Genomic DNA, 17,255 nt, shown 5'->3' on the forward strand with positions numbered 1-17,255 from the left:
CTGGGCGCCTCGACGGCGGCGCTCGGCACGGGCGGCACCGCCGCGGCGGCCGAGGGCGGCAAGGGCCGCGGGCGCGGCGCCCACGGGCTGCCGAAGCCCGCCGTGATCGCCCACCGCGGCGCCAGCGGCTACCGCCCCGAGCACACCTTCGGCGCGTACGACCTCGCCCTGGACATGGGCGCGGACGTCGTCGAGGCCGGCGACCTGGTGATCACCAAGGACGGTCACCTGGTCTGCCGCCACGAGCCGGAGATCGGCGGCACCACCGACGTCGCCGACCACCCCGAGTTCGCCTCCCGCCGCACCACCAAGTCCCTCGACGGCGTCGCCACCACCGGCTGGTTCGCCGAGGACTTCACGCTCGCCGAGCTGAAGACCCTGCGCGCCAAGGAGCGGATCCCGGCCAACCGCCCGCACAGCACGCTCTACGACGGCGTCTGGGAGATTCCCACCTTCGAGGAGGTGCTGCGCTGGCAGGACGCGCAGACCCGCAGGCGCGGCAAGCAGGTCTTCGTCTACCCGGAGCTCAAGCACCCCACCTACTTCCGCGAGCAGGGCCTGCCCCTGGAGGAGCGCCTCGCCAGGCTGCTGCGGCGGCACGGCAAGGACCGCAGGAACTCGCCGGTGCTGCTCCAGTCCTTCGAGCCGACCAGCATCGAGCGGATGCGGAAGCTGGTGGACAACCCGCTCGCCGTGCTGCTCTCCTCGGCCGGCAGCCGGCCCTGGGACTTCCAGCGGCAGGGCGACCCGCGCAAGGTCTCCGACCTGATCACCCCGCAGGGCCTCGCCTGGATCGCCTCCTTCGCCGACGGCATCGGCCCCACCCTCGACCTGATCGTCCCGCGCGACGCCTCGGGCAACCTGACCTCGCCGACCACCCTGGTCGCCGACGCGCACCGGGCGGGCCTGGTGCTCCACCCGTACACGATGCGCAACGAGAACCCGTTCCTGCCCGCGAACTTCCGCCGCGGCACCGAGCCGGACGCCTACGGCGACGCCTTCGGCGCCTTCGCCGCCTACTTCGACACCGGCATCGACGGCGTCTTCACCGACCAGCCGGACACCGGCCTGCTGGCCCGCGAACTCTGGCGCGCCGCCCGCTGACCCGCCCCGCCCGCTGACCCGCCCCGCGCGAGGGCTCGCGAGCGCGCGAGGGCGCGGGCGCACGGCGTCAACCCGACGCCCTGGATACCATCCCGAAGGGTGAATCCGGGCCGGTGGCGGCAACCGCCGCCGCCGGCCCGTCGTCCTGTGCCCATGTGAAGCCGGACGACATGGTGGCCGAGCTGCGCCCCCTGCTGGCCGCCGAGGCGGCGGCCGAGGCCGCGGCGGCCGGAGGCGAGGCCCGGGACCTGGAACAGGGCGTCTGGCTGCGCCTGCTGGAACGCCTGGAGCGGTCGGACCCGCCGCGCGACCCCGCCCACTGGCTGCGCCAGGCGGTGCGCGCCGAGGTCAGGGCCCTGCGCCGGGCCGCCCGCCGGGAACACGCCCTGTGCCGCGATCCGGCCGACGAGACGCGCCCGGGCCCCGAACAGCTCGCCCTCGCCTCCGCCCGCCGCCGCACCCTCCAGGACGCCGTCCGGCGCCTGCCCGGCCGCTGCCCCCGGCTGCTCGCCGCGCTCTTCTCCCCGCACGACCTCACCTACCGGGAGATCGCCCGGGAGTTGGGAATGTCACAGGGCAGTCTGGGGCCGGAACGTTCCCGATGTCTCGGATGTCTGAGACGGCTGCTCGGTCCGGAGGTTGCGCCCCGCCCGAGGCGGGGATAGGTGTGGAGGACCACTGGTGAGCAAGTGAGCGGGAGGCATGCACACATGGGCATGAGCGTGACCATCTCCAGGGCGGCCGAGCAGGACGCCGAGCAGATCTTCCGGCTCAGGTATCTGTGCTTCCAGAGCGAGGCGGCGCTCTACGGCGACCACCGCATCGGCCCGCTGAGCGAGTCCCTCGCCGACGTCCGGGGCGAGATCGCCTCCGGCGTCGTCTGCGTGGCCCGGCTGGGCGACGAGGTGATCGGCTCGGTGTACGGCCGCGTGACCGCCGACGGAGCGGGCGAGATCGACGGCCTCTGCGTCCACCCCCGCCTCCAGGGCCACGGCATCGGCGCCCGGCTGCTGCGCGCCGCCGAGGCCGCGGTGACCGAGGCCGCCCCGGTCGGCGTCTTCCGGCTCAGCGCCGGCACCCGCAGCGAGCCCGGCCTGCGGCTCTACCGCCGCCTCGGCTACCGGGCCACCGGCCGCGCCGAGGGGCCCGACGGCATCCCGCGGATCGTCCTGGAACGCGCGACGGGCGCCGGCCAGGACCCCGCCGCGCAGGACCCCGACGCCGGGACGGCGGTCTACGCGGCGACCGCCTGACGGTCCGCGGCCCGGCCCCGGACCAGCCAGTACAGCGCGGTCACCGGCAGCAGCACCGGGATGAAGAGGTAGCCCATCCCGAAGTCGGACCAGACCGTCGCGTCCGGGAAGGCCCCGGGGTCGGCCAGCGTCCAGGCGCCGACCACCAGGACGCCGAGCAGCTCGGCGGCGCAGCACACCACCGCCGCCCGCCGGGCCCGCTCGCCGCCGCGCACCAGGGTGTAGGTGATGAAGCCGTAGACCAGGCCGGCCAGCGCGGACAGCGAGTAGGCCAGCGGGGCGCGGTCGAACTCGGTGGAGATCTGGTACGCCGACCGGGAGACCGCGCCCACCACCATCACCCCGTACAGCCAGACCAGGAGGATGCCGGGCCCGGAGATCAGCTTCTGCCGCGAGGTCATCTCAGGCTCCCCAGATGTCGTAGAGCCGCACCTGCAGCACGGCCAGGACGAAACCGCCCGCGGCCACCGTGAGCGAGCCCCAGCGGGTGCGCTCGGCCAGCGACATGAACCCCGCGACCGGCACGCAGGCGAAGGCGCCGAGCAGGTAGGCCACGAAGATCACGGAGTCCTGCCCGGGCCGCTCGCCACGGGCCAGCTGCACGATGCCGACCACCAGCTGCGCGGTGGCCATCAGCGCGACCACACCCATGCCGATGAAGTGCCAGTCCTTGGTCGGCTGGTCCCGCCAGGCGGCCCAGCCGCACCAGGCGGCGAGGAGGAGTGCGGCCACGGCGGTCGCCACGGTCAGGGCTACGAGCATGCGCAGACCTTATTACGGCGGGTATGTCCCCCCGCCGCCCGCCCCCGGGGTTCCGCGCGGGCCGGGCGGGCGCCGCGCGGGCGGGGGCGGCGCCCGGGGACCCCGGGGTTCCGCGCGGGCCGGGCGGGCGCCGCGCGGGCGGGGGCGGCGCCCGGGGACGCCGCGGCGCCGCCGCACCGCCTGGTTAGGGTCGACGCATGACGACCCTCCGTGCGGACGCGCTGCTCTTCGACAACGACGGGACCCTCCTCTCCTCCCTGGACTCCGTGACCCGCTCCTGGACCGCCTGGGCCCGGGAGCACGGCGTGACCCGCGAGCAGTTCGCGCGGATCGAGCTGCACGGCCGCCCCGCCGCGGAGATCGTGCGGGACCTGCTGCCCGCGCCGCGGGTGCCCGCCGCCGTCGCCCGCATCGAGGAGATCGAGATCGAGGACGTCCCCCACGGCGGCGTCGTCCCGCTCCCCGGCACGCGGGAGTTCCTGCACGGGCTCCCCGCCGGCCGGTGGGCCGTCGTCACCTCCGCCTCCCGCCGCCTCGCCGAGGCCCGGCTCGCCCTGGTGGGCCTCGCGCCCGCCACCCTGATCGCCGCCGACGACATCACCCGCGGCAAGCCGGACCCGGAGCCCTACCTGCTCGCCGCCAAGGCGCTCGGTGTCGACCCGGCCCGCTGCCTCGTCTTCGAGGACGCCCCCGCCGGCCTCCGCTCCGGCCGGGCGGCCGGGATGCGCACGGTGGCGTTGGCCACAACCCACCCGGCGCACGAACTGGAGGCCGATCTGGTGGTGCCGGACCTCTCCGCGCTGTCCGCGCAGGTCACCCCCGACGGGATAACGGTCTCCCGGCGCGCCTGAACCGGGCCGGGACGGACCCGGGACGCGCCGTCCACGGGACAGGGTGTCCGCATGCCGGACACCCTGTCCTACTTGCCAGTGATCGTCTGATTTACTTACCCGCATGACCACGACGAGCCGCACCACCCCTGCGACCGAGGCGACCCCGACGCCCGGTGCTCGTTGTACGTGTCGAATGCGCGCCTGTTAGAGGGCCCCTGCAAGACGTTTGGCCTCGCGCCCCGAAGCGAGCCCCGCGGCCTCACCGTGCCGCCCGCGCACCACGGATCCCCCGTCCTCCCTCCGCCGCGCAGACGCGCCCGGAGCCGGAGCGACGCGCCGTGCCGCGGTCCGACCGAATGCACCCGTGACCGGGGCGCCACCCCGCCCCCGGCACTCGACAGTGACGGAAACCCCTGTGATCACCACCTCGGGTCTGACCAAGATCTACCGCTCCGGCGGCCGTGAGGTCACCGCCATCGACGGCGTCGACCTCCACGTCCGCGAAGGCGAGGTCTACGGCGTCATCGGCCAGTCCGGCGCCGGCAAGTCCTCGCTCATCCGCTGCGTCAACCTCCTCGAGCGCCCCACCTCCGGCACGGTCACCGTCGACGGCCAGGACCTCACCGCGCTCGCCGGCCGCGGCCCGCGCGCCTCCAGGGAACTGCGCGAGGCGCGCAGCCGCATCGGCATGGTCTTCCAGCACTTCAACCTGCTCTCCTCGCGCACCGTGCAGGACAACGTCGAACTTCCGCTGGAGATCCTCGGCCGCTCCGGACGCGACCGCTCCGCCAAGGCGCTGGAACTGCTCGACCTGGTCGGCCTCGCCGACAAGGCCAAGGCGTACCCCGCCCAGCTCTCGGGCGGCCAGAAGCAGCGCGTGGGCATCGCCCGTGCCCTGGCCGGCGACCCCAAGGTGCTCCTCTCCGACGAGGCCACCAGCGCACTCGACCCGGAGACCACCCGCTCCATCCTCGAGCTGCTGCGCGACCTCAACCGGCAGCTCGGCCTGACCGTGCTGCTGATCACCCACGAGATGGACGTCGTCAAGACGGTCTGCGACTCCGCCGCCCTGATGGAGCGGGGCCGCGTCGTGGAGTCCGGCACCGTCGGCGAACTGCTCGCCACCCCCGGCTCCCAGCTCGCCGCCGCGCTCTTCCCGGTCGGCGGCGACGCCTCCGGCCCGGACGGCACGGTCCTGGACATCACCTTCCACGGCGAGTCCACCGGCCGCCCGGTGATCTCCCAGCTCGCCCGCACCTACAACGTGGACGTCTCCATCCTGGGCGCCGCGGTCGACACCGTCGGCGGCGCCCAGATCGGCCGGATGCGCATCGAGCTGCCCGGCCGCTACCACGACAACGTCGTCCCCGTCGGCTTCCTGCGCGAGCAGGGGCTCCAGGTGGAGTTCGTCGGCCAGGACGCCCCGGCCGGCCCGGCCGGCACCGAAGTGAAGGAAGTGGCCAAGTGACCTGGTCCGAGATGCAGCCGCTGCTCACCCAGGCCAGCTGGGACACCCTCTACATGGTCGGCTGGTCCACCCTGATCGCGATCGTCGGCGGCCTGCCGCTGGGCGTCCTGCTGGTCCTCACCGACCGCGGTGGCCTGCTGCAGAACGTCGTCGCCAACAAGGTGATCGGCCAGATCGTCAACATCGCCCGCTCACTGCCGTTCATCATCCTGATGGTGGCGCTGATGAGCTTCACCCGGCTGATCACCGGCACCACCATCGGCCGCGACGCCGCCATCGTGCCGCTGGCCATCGGCGCCATCCCGTTCTTCGCGCGCCTCGTCGAGACCGCCGTCCGCGAGGTCGACCACGGTCTGGTCGAGGCCGTGCAGGCCATGGGCGGCAACACCTGGACGGTCGTCCGCAAGGTCCTCGTCCCCGAGGCGCTGCCCTCGCTGATCTCCTCGGCCACCACCACCGTGGTCGCGCTCATCGGCTACTCCGCGATGGCCGGCACCGTGGGCGCCGGCGGACTCGGCGACATCGCCATCCGCTACGGCTACCAGCGGTTCGAGACCGGGCTGATGTGGGTCACCGTCGCGGTCCTCGCCGTCGTCATCGCCCTCATCCAGTTCGCCGGCGACGCCGGGGCGCGCGCCCTGCACCGCCGCGGCGGACGCGGCGGACCCGCGCCCCGGCTGCGCCTGCTGAAGGCCAAGGAGCCCGACGCGGCGGCTTCCGCCGCCGACGCCACGGCCGAGGTCCGCAAGGCCGCCTAGGCCCCGCGCCCGCTCCACAGACCTCCCCGCACCACCCGACGCGGGGGAGCACCACCAGGCACGCCCCGCGTGCCGCAACGGAAAGGCACTTTTCGTGCGTAACACCGCCAAGCGTTTCAACGTCAAGATCACCACCGCCGTCCTGACCGCCGGAGCGCTCTCCCTCGGCCTGACCGCCTGCGGCAGCGGCTCCGACGACAAGGCCGCCGACGCCGACGGCCCCCTGGTCGTCGCCGCCAGCCCCGTCCCGCACGCGGAGATCCTCACCTTCGTCAAGGACAACCTCGCGAAGGAGGCCGGCCTCGACCTCGAGGTCAAGGAGTTCACCGACTACGTGACTCCCAACACGGCCACCGAGGACGGCTCGGTCGACGCCAACTACTTCCAGAACCAGCCGTACCTCGACGACTTCAACAAGAAGAACGGCACCCACATCGCGCCGGTCGTCACGGTCCACCTCGAGCCGCTCGGTCTCTACTCGCACAAGGTCAAGAGCGCCGACGACCTCAAGAGCGGCGCCACCGTCGCCGTCCCCAACGACACGGTCAACGAGGCGCGCGCCCTCAAGCTCCTGGCCGACAACGGCCTGATCGAGCTCAAGAAGGGCGCCGACAGCGCGGCCACCCCCGCCGACATCACCAAGAACCCCAAGAACCTCAAGTTCAAGGAGCTCGAGGCGGCGCAGACCCCGCGCTCCCTGGACGACGTCGACGCCGCCGTGGTCAACGGCAACTACGCCATCGAGTCCGACCTGCAGCCGGCCGAGGACGCCCTCGTCCTGGAGTCCGCGGAGAACAGCCCCTACGGCAACTTCCTCGCCGTCAAGGAGGGCTCCGAGGACGACCCGCGCGTCAAGAAGCTCGCCGAGCTGCTCACCTCTCCCGAGGTGAAGAAGTTCATCGAGGACAAGTACGCCGGCTCCGTCATCGCCTCCTTCTGAGACGGCGTCACCTCCCGACCGGCACACCGTCAGGGACGACGGGGTCCGTTCCGGCCGCACTCCGGCCGGAACGGACCCCGCCGTCCTGCCAGGTGCTTTCATGCTGCATGCTGAAGAGTTCAGCAGGTCCGAACGGTCCCCGACGCTACGGAGCGGCGCATGAACGGCACCTTCCCCGACATCTCCATCAGCACGGAACGACTGGTCCTGCGCCCGCTCGAGGAGGCGGACGTCCCCGCCTTCACCGAGATGATGAACGACGAGCAGGTCGTCGCCTGGACCTCCGTCCCGCACCCCTACACCGAGGCCCACGCACGGCGGTGGATCGGTGAGGACGCCCCCGCCGAACGCACCGAGGGCCGCGGCGTCGTCCTCGCCGTGACCGAGTTCCTCACCCAGCGCCTGGTCGGCACCCTCCACCTGCACCACACCGACTGGCGCGTCCGCTCCGCCGAGGTCGCCTACGTCGTCGCCCCCTGGGCCCGCGGCGAGGGCTACGCCACCGAGGCCACCCTGGCCGCGGCCCAATGGCTCTTCCGCGACCAGAAGTTCGAACGCCTGGAGCTGCGCACCGCCGCCGACAACGCCGCCTCCCAGCAGGTCGCCCAGAAGATCGGCTGCATCAGCGAGGGCGTCCTGCGCGGCGCCTGGATAGCCCGGGCCAAGGACGACGCCGGCGCCTGGACCGACGTGCGGACCGACCTCATCGTCTGGAGCCTGCTCCCCGAGGACTTCGAGGGCGTCGGCGAGTACGCCGACTGGGACTGAACGCCGCCCCGCCGTCCACGGGGTAACCTCACAGCGCGCCCGCGTCCGGGCCTCCCCGACCACCGGCGAAACCCCCTGCTCACCTCTGCTCACCCCTGGAGACTGACGACGATGGCCGACCGGGTCACGGTGATCGGCTGGGACGGCTCGCCGCTGACCGCCGCAGGACGCTCCGCGCTCGGCGCCGCCACCCTGGTGGCGGGAGCCCCCCACCACCTGGCGCTCCCCGAGGTGCCCCCCGCGGCCGAACGGATCCGTCTCGGCAGCCTCCCCCTGGCCGCCCGCCGGATCGCCGCCCACCGCGGCACCGCGGTCGTCCTCGCCGACGGCGACCCCGGCTTCTTCGGCGTCGTCCGCACCCTGCGCGACCCCGAGTTCGGCCTCGAGGTCGAAGTGGTCCCGGCCGTCTCCTCCGTCGCCGCGGCCTTCGCCCGCGCCGGGATGCCCTGGGACGACGCCCAGGTGGTCGTCGCCCAGCCGCGCACCCTGCGCCGGGCGGTCAACGTCTGCCGCGCCCACACCAAGGTCGCCGTCCTCACCGCCCCCGGGGCCGGGCCCGCCGAGCTCGGGCTGCTGCTCGAAGGGGCGCCCCGGACCTTCGTCGTGTGCGAGGAACTGGGCACCGACCGCGAGCAGGTGAGCGTGGTCACGTCCGACCGCGCCGCCGACCACGTCTGGCGGGACCCCAACGTGGTGATCGCCATCGGCGCCCCCACCACCGTGGAATCGGCCCCCTGGATCGCCGGCCGCGCACCCGCCGGGCCCCGCGGCTGGGTCCTGCCCGCCGACTCCTACGACGGCCCGTTCGGCGAGGCCGAGGCGGAGCCGCTGCGCGCCGCCCAGCTCTCCCGGCTCGGCCCGCACGTCGGCGACCTCGTCTGGGACATCGGCTGCGGCAGCGGCGCGTTCGCCGTCGAGGCCGCCCGCGCCGGAGCCGCCGTGATCGCCGTCGACCGCGACCCGGAGGCCTGTGCCCGCACCGAGCGCGCCGCGCGCCGGTTCGGGGTCCAGCTCCAGGTCGTCCGGGGCGCCGCCCCGCACGTCCTGGAGAACCTGCCCGAGCCGGATGTGGTGAGGATCACCGGCGGGGGAGCGGACGTGATCGCCGCCGCCGCCGACCGGCGTCCCGAGCGGATCGCCGCCCACGTCCCCACCCGGGACGCCGCCGAACTCGCGGGCCGCCGCCTGGCCGAGCGCGGCTACCGGGTCGACTGCTCCCTCCTGCAGTCCGTCACGCTGGACGCCGGGCAGTGGACCGAGAAGGGGCGGAGCGTCGGCTTCCTGCTCTGCGGTGAGCTGCTGCGCGACCGGCAGCAGGGGACGGCCCGCTGACCCGCCTCCAGTAGCGCCCCGTGATCGAACGGTGTCGGGGCGCGGGGTAGGCTGGCCGATCGTTGTACCGCGCCTGGATTTCGGTTCTCGTCGGACCATGTCCGGACAAGACCGCCGGCCGGACCGACGGGTGGGGTACGACGGCGCCGGAGGCGCGCGAGAGGGCGAGTTCCAGGACGGACCTTGCCGAATCGGCCTGCGTCGAAAGGCGGGGGACGGCGACAATGCTTGTTGACGCCTCCTCGTCCGAGTGGGCGGGTCTCTCGTGCCGCTCGACGGGCCCGCTCGTTCAACAGGACGGGCGGACCGCGCGCCGCTCCGGACGAGCAGGTCGTAAGAGGCACCAACCGATGGGCGAGGGGTACGCATGACCGACACCGGCCAGGTCCCGGGCGAGGGGCAGCCGGAGAGCGCAGGCACGGTGGAGCAGCCGGGCGTCCCCACGCCGGACTCCTACGCCTACCTCTCCGCGCCGACCGCCGAGGAGGACGACCTCCTGCTGCTGCCGGGCGCCCAGGGCGCCTGGGGCAACGAAGCGCAGCCCGGGCAGGAGGACGCCTACCCGGAGGGGGCCTACCCGGACGGCGGCCACCCCGAGGCGGCCTACCCGGAGCAGCACGCCCACGCCGGGCAGCAGGTCCATGCCGAGCAGCAGGCCTACGCGGACCAGCAGGCCTACGCCGAGCAGCAGGCGGCCGCCGGGCAGCAGGCCTACGCGGACCAGCAGGCGTACGCGGACCAGCAGGCCTACGCCGAGCAGCAGGCCTACGCGGACCACCAGGCGTACGCCGAGCAGCAGGCGGCCCACCAGGAGGCCGCCGGGCAGGCGCAGCCCGAGGCTCCGGACCAGGGCGTGGCCGAACCCGGCGCGTACGAACAGGGCGCGCACGAGTACGGCGTCCCCGGGCAGGCGCAGGACGCCCCGGCGGAGACCTCGCACGTCACCGGTGTCCACGACAGCGGCAGTTACGACCTCGGCGCCGCCGCCCAGGCGGCCGCGCCGGCCGCCCCGCGCCGCCCGCTGCACCTCGGGCCGCCCACCCCCGACGCCTCGATGAGCCCGGTCCGTTCCCTCGCCGACCGCGGTCCCGCCACCGTCGTGCGGCAGTTGGGCCAGCAGGCCGCGGCCTCCGAGTACCCCGGCGCCCAGGGCGCCGGCGCGCCCACCGGCCACTCCGCCCCGTGGGGCGGCGCGCCCACCGGGCAGACCGCGGCCGAGGCCGGCCGGCAGCCCTCCGGTGACGCCTACGCGATGGCCGGGGACGCCTACCCGGCCGACGCGTCCCTCGGCGCGGGCGCCCCCTACGCGGCCCAGGCCGAGGGCACCGGCCAGTACCCGGCCGCCGTCCACCAGCAGGCATACCCCGGGCAGGAGGCCTCCGCCGCGCAGGACACCTACGGCGGGCAGCAGGCGTTCGCCCCCCAGCAGGACGCGTACGCGGGGCAGGACGCGGCCCAGCCGCAGACGTACCCCCACGACACCCTCTCCGGCCAGGGGACCCTCGGCGGCCGGCACGGCATCGCCGTCCACGACCCGGCCGCGGCGCAGCAGGCCGCCGCCCACGGAGCCGACGCCACCGGGCAGTTCGCCCTGGCCGAGCCGCCGCTGGGCGAGTTCGTGCCCGTCGCTGGCACCGTCCCCGCCCCGCCGCACCTCGCCCCGGCCCCCGGCCACCCCTCGGCCGCCGTCGGCGAGGCGTGGCCCGCGCAGGCCCCTGCCCCGGACGCCGCCGAGCCCGTCGGCCACGCCGACCGGACGCCGGCGGAGGAGCCGGGCGCCGCCGAACAGACCGGCGCCGAGCAGGGCGTGACGGACCCTTCCGCGGCCGGGCAGCCCGCCGACGAGATTCCCGCCGGGCAGGCCGAGCAGACGGAGCAGGCCGAGCAGACGGAGCAGGCCGAACAGGCGGAGCCGACCGGGCAGCCCGCGGCGGCCCCGGCCGAGGAGTCCCCCGCCGAGGGCGCCGTCGAGCAGGCCGGGCAGCCCGCCGCCGAGCAGCCCGCGCCCGCCCCCGAGGAGGACGCCGCACCCGCCCCGGCCGCGGAACGGCCGGAGCAGCCGCACGCCCCCGAGGGCCTCGTCGCCGTCGTGCCCGCTCCCCGGGAGGGCGAGAGCCTGCCCCCGCAGCCGGCCGCGGCCGAGCCCGAGCCCGTCCAGGCCGAGGAGCCGCGGCCGGAAGCCACGCCGGCCGGGGCCGCGCAGGACGAGGAGCCGCTGCCGGAGGCGCCGGCCGCCGACACGGTCCCCGGCCAGGCCGCGCCCGTCGCCGAGGCCGCCCCCGCCGAGGCGGAGGAACACCTCGGTTCCGCCCCGGAGGCCGGGACGGAACCGGAGCCCGAGTTCCCGTCCGCCGCCCCCGGGTACGCCGAGGCCGAGCGCGAGGCCGTGCTCCGCGTGATGCGCGAGCGCCGCGACGTCCGCCAGGGCTTCCGCCCCGACCCGATCCCGCACGAGGTGCTGCGCCGCGTCCTGGAGGCCGCGCACCACGCGCCGTCCGTGGGGCACTCCCAGCCCTGGGACTTCGTCGTCATCCGCTCCGAGGAGACCCGGCAGCAGATGCACGAACTGGCCGCGCGCCAGCGCGAGGCGTACGCCAAGTCGCTGCCCAAGGGCCGGGCGAAGCAGTTCAAGCAGATGAAGATCGAGGCCATCCTCGACACCCCGGTGAACATCGTCGTCACCGCCGACCCGACCCGCGGCGGCCGCCACACCCTCGGCCGTCACACCCAGCCGCAGATGGCCCCGTACTCCGCCGCGCTCGCCGTGGAGAACCTGTGGCTCGCCGCGCGCGCCGAGGGGCTCGGCGTCGGCTGGGTCAGCTTCTTCGACGAGCGCGAGATGGTCCGCGCCCTCGGCCTGCCCGAGTACCTCGAGGTCGTCGCCTACCTGTGCGTGGGCTACGTCGACGAGTTCCCGGACGAGCCCGAGCTGGTGCAGGCCGGCTGGTCCAAGCGGCGCCCGCTGTCCTGGGCCGTCCACGAGGAGACCTACGGCCGCCGCGCCCTGCCCGGCGAGGAGCCGCACGACCTGCTGGCCGAGACCATCGCCGGGATCCGCCCGCTGGACGCCAAGGCGCTCGGCGAGGCCTGGGAGCGGCAGAAGCGGATGACCAAGCCGGCCGGCGCGCTCGGCATGCTGGAGATCATCTCCGCCCAGCTGTGCGGCCTGTCCCGGCAGTGCCCCCCGCCGATCCCCGAGCCCGCGGCCGTCGCGGTGTTCGCCGGTGACCACGGTGTCCACGCCCAGGGCGTCACGCCGTGGCCGCAGGAGGTCACCGGGCAGATGGTGGCCAACATGCTCGGCGGCGGCGCGGTCAGCAACGCCTTCGCCAACCAGGTCGGCGCGGAACTCTGCGTGGTCGACGTCGGCGTGGCCGCCGACCTGCCCGCCCAGCAGGGCTTCCTGCCCCGCAAGGTGCGCCCCGGCACCGCCGACATGACCCAGGGCCCGGCGATGACCCGCGAGGAGGCCAAGGCCGCCGTCGAGGTGGGCATCGAGACCGCCCGCGACCTGGTCGCGGCGGGCAACAAGGCCCTGCTGACCGGTGAGATGGGCATCGCCAACACCACCGCGTCCGCCGCGCTGATCTCCGTCTTCACCGGGGCCGATCCGGCCGAGGTCACCGGCCGCGGCACCGGCATCGACGACGAGACGCTGTCCCGGAAGACCGAGGTGGTCCGCCAGGCGCTCGAACTGCACCAGCCGGACCCGGCCGACCCGATCGGCGTCCTCGCCGCGATCGGCGGCCTGGAGCACGCCGCCATGGTGGGCCTGCTGCTCGGCGGCGCCTGCCTGCGCACGCCGGTCATCCTGGACGGCGTGAGCGCCGGAGCCGCCGCCCTGGTGGCCCGTGCCATCGCGCCCGAGGTGCTGGCCGCCTGCATCGCCGGCCACCGCAGCGCCGAGCCCGGCCACATCGCCGCGCTCAACAAGCTGGGCCTGCGCCCGCTGGTCGACCTGGACCTCCGCCTCGGCGAAGGCACCGGCGCCCTGCTGGCGCTGCCGCTGGTCCAGTCGACGGCCCGCGCCATGCACGAGGTGGCCACCTTCGACTCGGCCGGTGTCACCGAGAAGTAGGCAGTACCGGCCGGCGGCGTCACAGGGACCGGGGACGGGCAGGAGATCGTGCGAAGATCACACCGCCCAGCCCCGGTCCGGGCCGGCCGCACGCCATAAAATCCCCTCTGTCAGGGCAGCTCCGACGGCGCAGCTCCCACTCCTGCCGGGCACGCCCCGAAGCGGCCCGGCAGCGTCCCATGCAGCCCGCCCCCGCTCTCGGCCCCGCTCGAGCAGGGGGTACCCCAACGAGGGAGCCGCCCCCATGGCCGAACACCCCGCCTACCCCGTGGGCCTGCGCCTGACCGGCCGCCGAGTGGTCGTGCTCGGCGGCGGACAGGTCGCCCAGCGCCGCCTCCCCGCCCTGGTCGCGGCCGGCGCCGACGTCACCCTGGTCTCCCCCTCCGCCACCCCCTCCGTCGAGGCGATGGCCGACACCGGCGAGATCGCCTGGGAACGCCGCCGCTACGCCGACGGCGACCTCGAGGGCGCCTGGTACGCCGTCGTCGCCACCAGCGACCCCGAGGCCAACGCCGCCGCCTCCGCCGAGGCCGAGCGCCGCCGCGTCTGGTGCGTCCGCTCCGACGACGCCGACGCCGCCACCGCCTGGACCCCCGCCACCGGCCGCGCCGGAGGCGTCACCGTCGCCGTCCTCACCACCGAGGCCAAGGACCGCGACCCGCGCCACACCGCCGCCATCCGCGACGCCGTCGTCGAGGGCCTGCGCGACAACACCCTCGTCGCCCCGCAGCACCGCACCAAGACCCCCGGCGTCGCCCTGGTCGGCGGCGGACCCGGCGACCCCGACCTGATCACCGTGCGCGGCCGCCGCCTGCTCGCCGAGGCCGACGTGGTCATCGCCGACCGGCTCGGCCCCCGCGACCTGCTCGACGAACTCCCGCCGCACGTCGAGGTGATCGACGCCGCGAAGATCCCCTACGGGCGCTACATGGCGCAGGAGGCCATCAACAACGCCCTGATCGAGCACGCCAAGCAGGGCAAGGCCGTGGTCCGCCTCAAGGGCGGCGACCCGTACGTCTTCGGCCGCGGCATGGAAGAGGCCCAGGCGCTCGCCGAAGCCGGCATCGCCTGCACCGTGGTCCCCGGCATCTCCTCCTCCATCTCCGTCCCGGCCGCCGCCGGCATCCCCGTCACCCACCGCGGCGTCGCCCACGAGTTCACCGTCCTCAGCGGCCACGTCGCCCCCGACGACGAGCGCTCCCTGGTCGACTGGGCCGCCACGGCACGGCTCACCGGCACCCTCGTCATCCTGATGGGCGTCGACAAGATAGGCCGCATCGCCGAGACGCTGATCGCCCACGGCAAGGCCCCCGACACCCCCGTCGCCCTCGTCCAGGAAGGCACCACCAGCGCCCAGCGGCGCGTGGACGCCACCCTGGCCACCGTCGGCGAGGTGGTCCGCGCCGAGGACGTCCGGCCGCCCGCCGTCATCGTCATCGGCCCGGTGGTCGCCGTCGGCGCCCCCACGCAGAAGCCGCAGAAGTAAGGCACCGCCCCCCATGGCCGAACTCATCCCCGTCGACGACCCCGCCGACCCCCGCCTCGCCGACTACACGAACCTGACCGACGTCGAGCTGCGCCGCCGCCGCGAGCCCGCCGAGGGCCTGTTCATCGCCGAGGGCGAGAAGGTGATCCGGCGGGCCCTCGCGGGCGGCCACGGAATGCGGTCCATGATGCTCACCCCCAAGTGGGCGGGCGTGATGGGCGACCTGATCGAGGAGACGGACGCCCCGGTCCACCTGGTGACCCCCGAGGTCGCCGAACGGGTCACCGGCTACCACGTGCACCGCGGCGCGCTCGCCTCCATGCGGCGCGAGCCGCTGCGGGACGTCGCCGAGCTCCTCCCCGGGGCGCGGCGGCTGGCTGTCTTCGAGGACATCGTCGACCACGCCAACATCGGCGCCGCCTTCCGGAACGCGGCCGCCCTGGGCGTCGACGCCGTGCTGCTCACCCCGCGCTGCGCCGACCCGCTGTACCGGCGGGCGGTGAAGGTGTCGATGGGCACGGTGTTCCAGGTGCCGTGGACCCGGCTGGAGTCCTGGCCCACCGACGTCGAGCGGCTGCGCGAGGGGGGCTTCACGGTCGCCGCGCTCTGCCTCGGCGAGCGGGCCGTCACCCTGGACGAACTGGCCGCGCGCCGGGACGAGCGGCTCGCCCTCGTCTTCGGCACCGAGGGCGACGGCCTCAGCCCCCGCGTGCTCGCCGCGGCGGACCTGCACGTCACCATCCCGATGGCCGAGGGCGTCGACTCCCTCAACGTCGCCGCCGCCTCCGCGGTGGCCTTCTACGCCACGCGGCCCCGCCCGGCCTGACCCGCGCGGGCCCCGGCCCGCCGCCGGCCGGCTCCGGCGGCGGTGCCGTACGCCCCGTACGGCACCGCCCCCGGACCTCACCCGGGGGGCGCATCCGCCCGCCCCGGCGGCACGAGGCCCGCAGAACGCGAGGGCCGGCACAGCCCCCGGACCTCACCCGGGGGGCGCATCCGCCCGCCCCGGCGGCACGAGGCCCGCAGAACGCGAGGGCTCGCGCCGCCCGAGGGGCACGGAGGCCGGCAGGGAGGTCAGCGACCCGGCGGGGCGCCGCCGGCGGAGTGCCCGGCGGCGCCGGCCGAGACCGCCGGCGGCGGCGCCGTGCCCGCCGCGTCGGCAGGGCCCTGGCACCCCTGCACCGTGGCGATCCCCAGCGCCGCGAGCAGCGTGACCACCACGAACACGATCAGCCGCTGCCGCAGCAGCCGCGGATTGGCCGGCCGCAGCTTCGTCCCGCTCCGCGCCCCCGCCCCCGTCGGCGGACGCCCGGACCCCGTCGGAGGACGCCCGCCCCGCGACGGCGAACCCGCCCCGCTCCGGGGACCGCCGCCGGACGGCGGCCGGCGCCGCGCCGGGGTGGGCGAGGAACGGCGGCCCGAGGCCGAGGAGGCCGGCCCCGCGGCCCCGGAGGAGCGCACCGGCGTCCGCCCGGCCGCGGCCGAGGGTGCCGACCCGCGCGGCACCGGCGTCCGCACCGTCGCCGCGCCCGCCGTCCCGTCCCCCCGGCCCGCCGGCCGCACCTCGCCCAGCCCCTGCGCCTCCCGCGCCGCGATCTCCTTCAGCCGCAGCGACAGCTGCAGCGTCGTCGGCCGCTGCTCCGGATCCTTCGCCAGACAGGCCCGCACCAGCGGCGCCAGCGCCCCCGGAACGCCCCGCAGCTGCGGCTCCTCGTGCACCACCCGGTACAGCATGACCTCGGAACTGCCGTGCCCGAAGGGCGAGTCCCCGGTCGACGCGTACGCCAGCGTGGCGCCCAGCGCGAACACGTCGGTGGCCGGCGTGACCGCCGCCCCCCGCACCTGCTCGGGGGCGAGGAACCCCGGCGAACCGACCGCCGTGCCGACGTGCGTGAGCGTGGAGGCCCCGGTGGCCCAGGCGATGCCGAAGTCGATGATCCGGGGGCCCTTGGGGGAGAGCAGGATGTTGGACGGCTTGAGGTCCCGGTGGACCACCCCGGCCTCGTGGACCGCGACCAGCCCCTCGGACAGCGCCGCGCCGACCGCCGCGACCTCCGCCGCCGCCAGCGGACCGTCCTCGGCGACCTTGTCGTGCAGCGAGGGCCCCGGCACGTACTGCGTGGCGAACCAGGGCCGCTCGGCCTCCAGGTCCGCCGCCACCAGCCGCGCCGTGCAGCCGCCCCTGATCCGCCGCGCCGCCGACACCTCGCGGGCGAAACGCGACCGGAACTCCTGGTCCTCGGCCAGGTCCGGCCGGATCACCTTGAGGGCCACCCGCTGGCCCCGCCGGTCGGAACCCAGGTAGACCACGCCCATCCCGCCCGCGCCGAGCCGCCGGTGCAACCTGAACGAGCCGACGACGCGCGGGTCCTCGCGCCTGAGGCGCATCATCGCCATGTTCATCCCCGCTGCCCGGTCCGTCTGACGAGCCAACAGCTTACGTTTCCCGGCCGCGCCGCGCGTTCAGGCCGCG

General features: G+C 75.3%; 15 protein-coding genes. 12 read left to right on the top strand and 3 right to left on the bottom strand.

What is annotated here, in order from left to right; translation table 11 throughout:
- From A2U95_RS17680 to A2U95_RS17690, 3 genes are all read left to right on the top strand, one after another.
- Nucleotides 1–1,104 (top strand): glycerophosphodiester phosphodiesterase (locus A2U95_RS17680; protein ID WP_166023684.1); only part of this gene is annotated, 1,104 nt, incomplete at its 5' end.
- A 170-nt stretch (nt 1,105–1,274) separates the two neighbouring features.
- The gene (locus A2U95_RS17685) at nt 1,275–1,769 is read left to right on the top strand and encodes a sigma-70 family RNA polymerase sigma factor (protein ID WP_166025334.1); all 495 of its coding nucleotides are present in this window, start codon (nt 1,275–1,277) and stop codon (nt 1,767–1,769) included.
- A 45-nt stretch (nt 1,770–1,814) separates the two neighbouring features.
- Complete coding sequence (locus A2U95_RS17690) at nt 1,815–2,357, top strand: GNAT family N-acetyltransferase (protein WP_166023686.1); 543 nt, start codon at nt 1,815–1,817, stop codon at nt 2,355–2,357.
- On the opposite strand, the gene A2U95_RS17695 is transcribed toward A2U95_RS17690, so the two are convergent.
- The gene (locus tag A2U95_RS17695) at nt 2,339–2,758 is read right to left on the bottom strand and encodes a hypothetical protein (protein WP_166023688.1); all 420 of its coding nucleotides are present in this window, start codon (nt 2,756–2,758) and stop codon (nt 2,339–2,341) included. The genes A2U95_RS17690 and A2U95_RS17695 overlap by 19 nt on opposite strands.
- A 1-nt stretch (nt 2,759) precedes the next feature.
- Nucleotides 2,760–3,119, bottom strand: a complete 360-nt coding sequence (locus A2U95_RS17700; RefSeq protein WP_166023690.1) for a hypothetical protein — start codon at nt 3,117–3,119, stop codon at nt 2,760–2,762.
- Between the two features lie 197 nt (nt 3,120–3,316).
- On the opposite strand from A2U95_RS17700, the gene A2U95_RS17705 reads away from it, so the two are divergent.
- The 9 genes from A2U95_RS17705 to A2U95_RS17745 all read left to right on the top strand — a co-directional run bounded on the left by A2U95_RS17705 (nt 3,317) and on the right by A2U95_RS17745 (nt 15,608).
- Entirely contained in the window at nt 3,317–3,970 is a 654-nt protein-coding gene (locus tag A2U95_RS17705) for an HAD family hydrolase (protein ID WP_166023692.1), read from the top strand.
- Between the two features lie 397 nt (nt 3,971–4,367).
- Nucleotides 4,368–5,420, top strand: a complete 1,053-nt coding sequence (locus A2U95_RS17710) for a methionine ABC transporter ATP-binding protein (RefSeq protein WP_166023694.1) — start codon at nt 4,368–4,370, stop codon at nt 5,418–5,420.
- On the top strand, nt 5,417–6,178 hold the full coding sequence (locus A2U95_RS17715) for a methionine ABC transporter permease (RefSeq protein WP_166023696.1): 762 nt from the start codon (nt 5,417–5,419) through the stop codon (nt 6,176–6,178). Before A2U95_RS17710 ends, A2U95_RS17715 begins: the two co-directional genes overlap by 4 nt.
- A 94-nt stretch (nt 6,179–6,272) precedes the next feature.
- On the top strand, nt 6,273–7,118 hold the full coding sequence (locus A2U95_RS17720; protein ID WP_166023698.1) for a MetQ/NlpA family ABC transporter substrate-binding protein: 846 nt from the start codon (nt 6,273–6,275) through the stop codon (nt 7,116–7,118).
- A gap of 159 nt (nt 7,119–7,277) precedes the next feature.
- Entirely contained in the window at nt 7,278–7,886 is a 609-nt protein-coding gene (locus tag A2U95_RS17725) for a GNAT family N-acetyltransferase (RefSeq protein ID WP_166023700.1), read from the top strand.
- Between the two features lie 111 nt (nt 7,887–7,997).
- A complete protein-coding gene (gene cbiE, locus A2U95_RS17730; protein ID WP_166023702.1) occupies nt 7,998–9,218 on the top strand; it encodes a precorrin-6y C5,15-methyltransferase (decarboxylating) subunit CbiE in 1,221 nt (406 codons plus the stop codon).
- A gap of 367 nt (nt 9,219–9,585) precedes the next feature.
- Nucleotides 9,586–13,296: a nicotinate-nucleotide--dimethylbenzimidazole phosphoribosyltransferase gene (gene cobT, locus A2U95_RS17735; protein WP_166023704.1), complete on the top strand. Its 3,711-nt coding sequence runs from the start codon at nt 9,586–9,588 to the stop codon at nt 13,294–13,296.
- 244 nt (nt 13,297–13,540) lie between these two features.
- Nucleotides 13,541–14,782, top strand: coding sequence for a uroporphyrinogen-III C-methyltransferase (gene cobA / locus A2U95_RS17740; RefSeq protein WP_166023706.1), 1,242 nt, complete (start codon nt 13,541–13,543; stop codon nt 14,780–14,782).
- Between the two features lie 13 nt (nt 14,783–14,795).
- On the top strand, nt 14,796–15,608 hold the full coding sequence (locus tag A2U95_RS17745) for a TrmH family RNA methyltransferase (protein WP_166023708.1): 813 nt from the start codon (nt 14,796–14,798) through the stop codon (nt 15,606–15,608).
- 248 nt (nt 15,609–15,856) lie between these two features.
- Here A2U95_RS17745 and A2U95_RS17750 read toward each other — a convergent pair whose 3' ends face one another.
- Nucleotides 15,857–17,185 (bottom strand): serine/threonine-protein kinase, encoded by a 1,329-nt coding sequence (locus A2U95_RS17750; protein WP_166025336.1) that lies wholly within the window; start codon nt 17,183–17,185, stop codon nt 15,857–15,859.
- Between the last annotated feature and the right edge of the window lie 70 nt (nt 17,186–17,255).

This window comes from Streptomyces chilikensis (genome assembly GCF_001642695.1).
GTDB lineage: Bacteria > Actinomycetota > Actinomycetes > Streptomycetales > Streptomycetaceae > Streptomyces > Streptomyces chilikensis.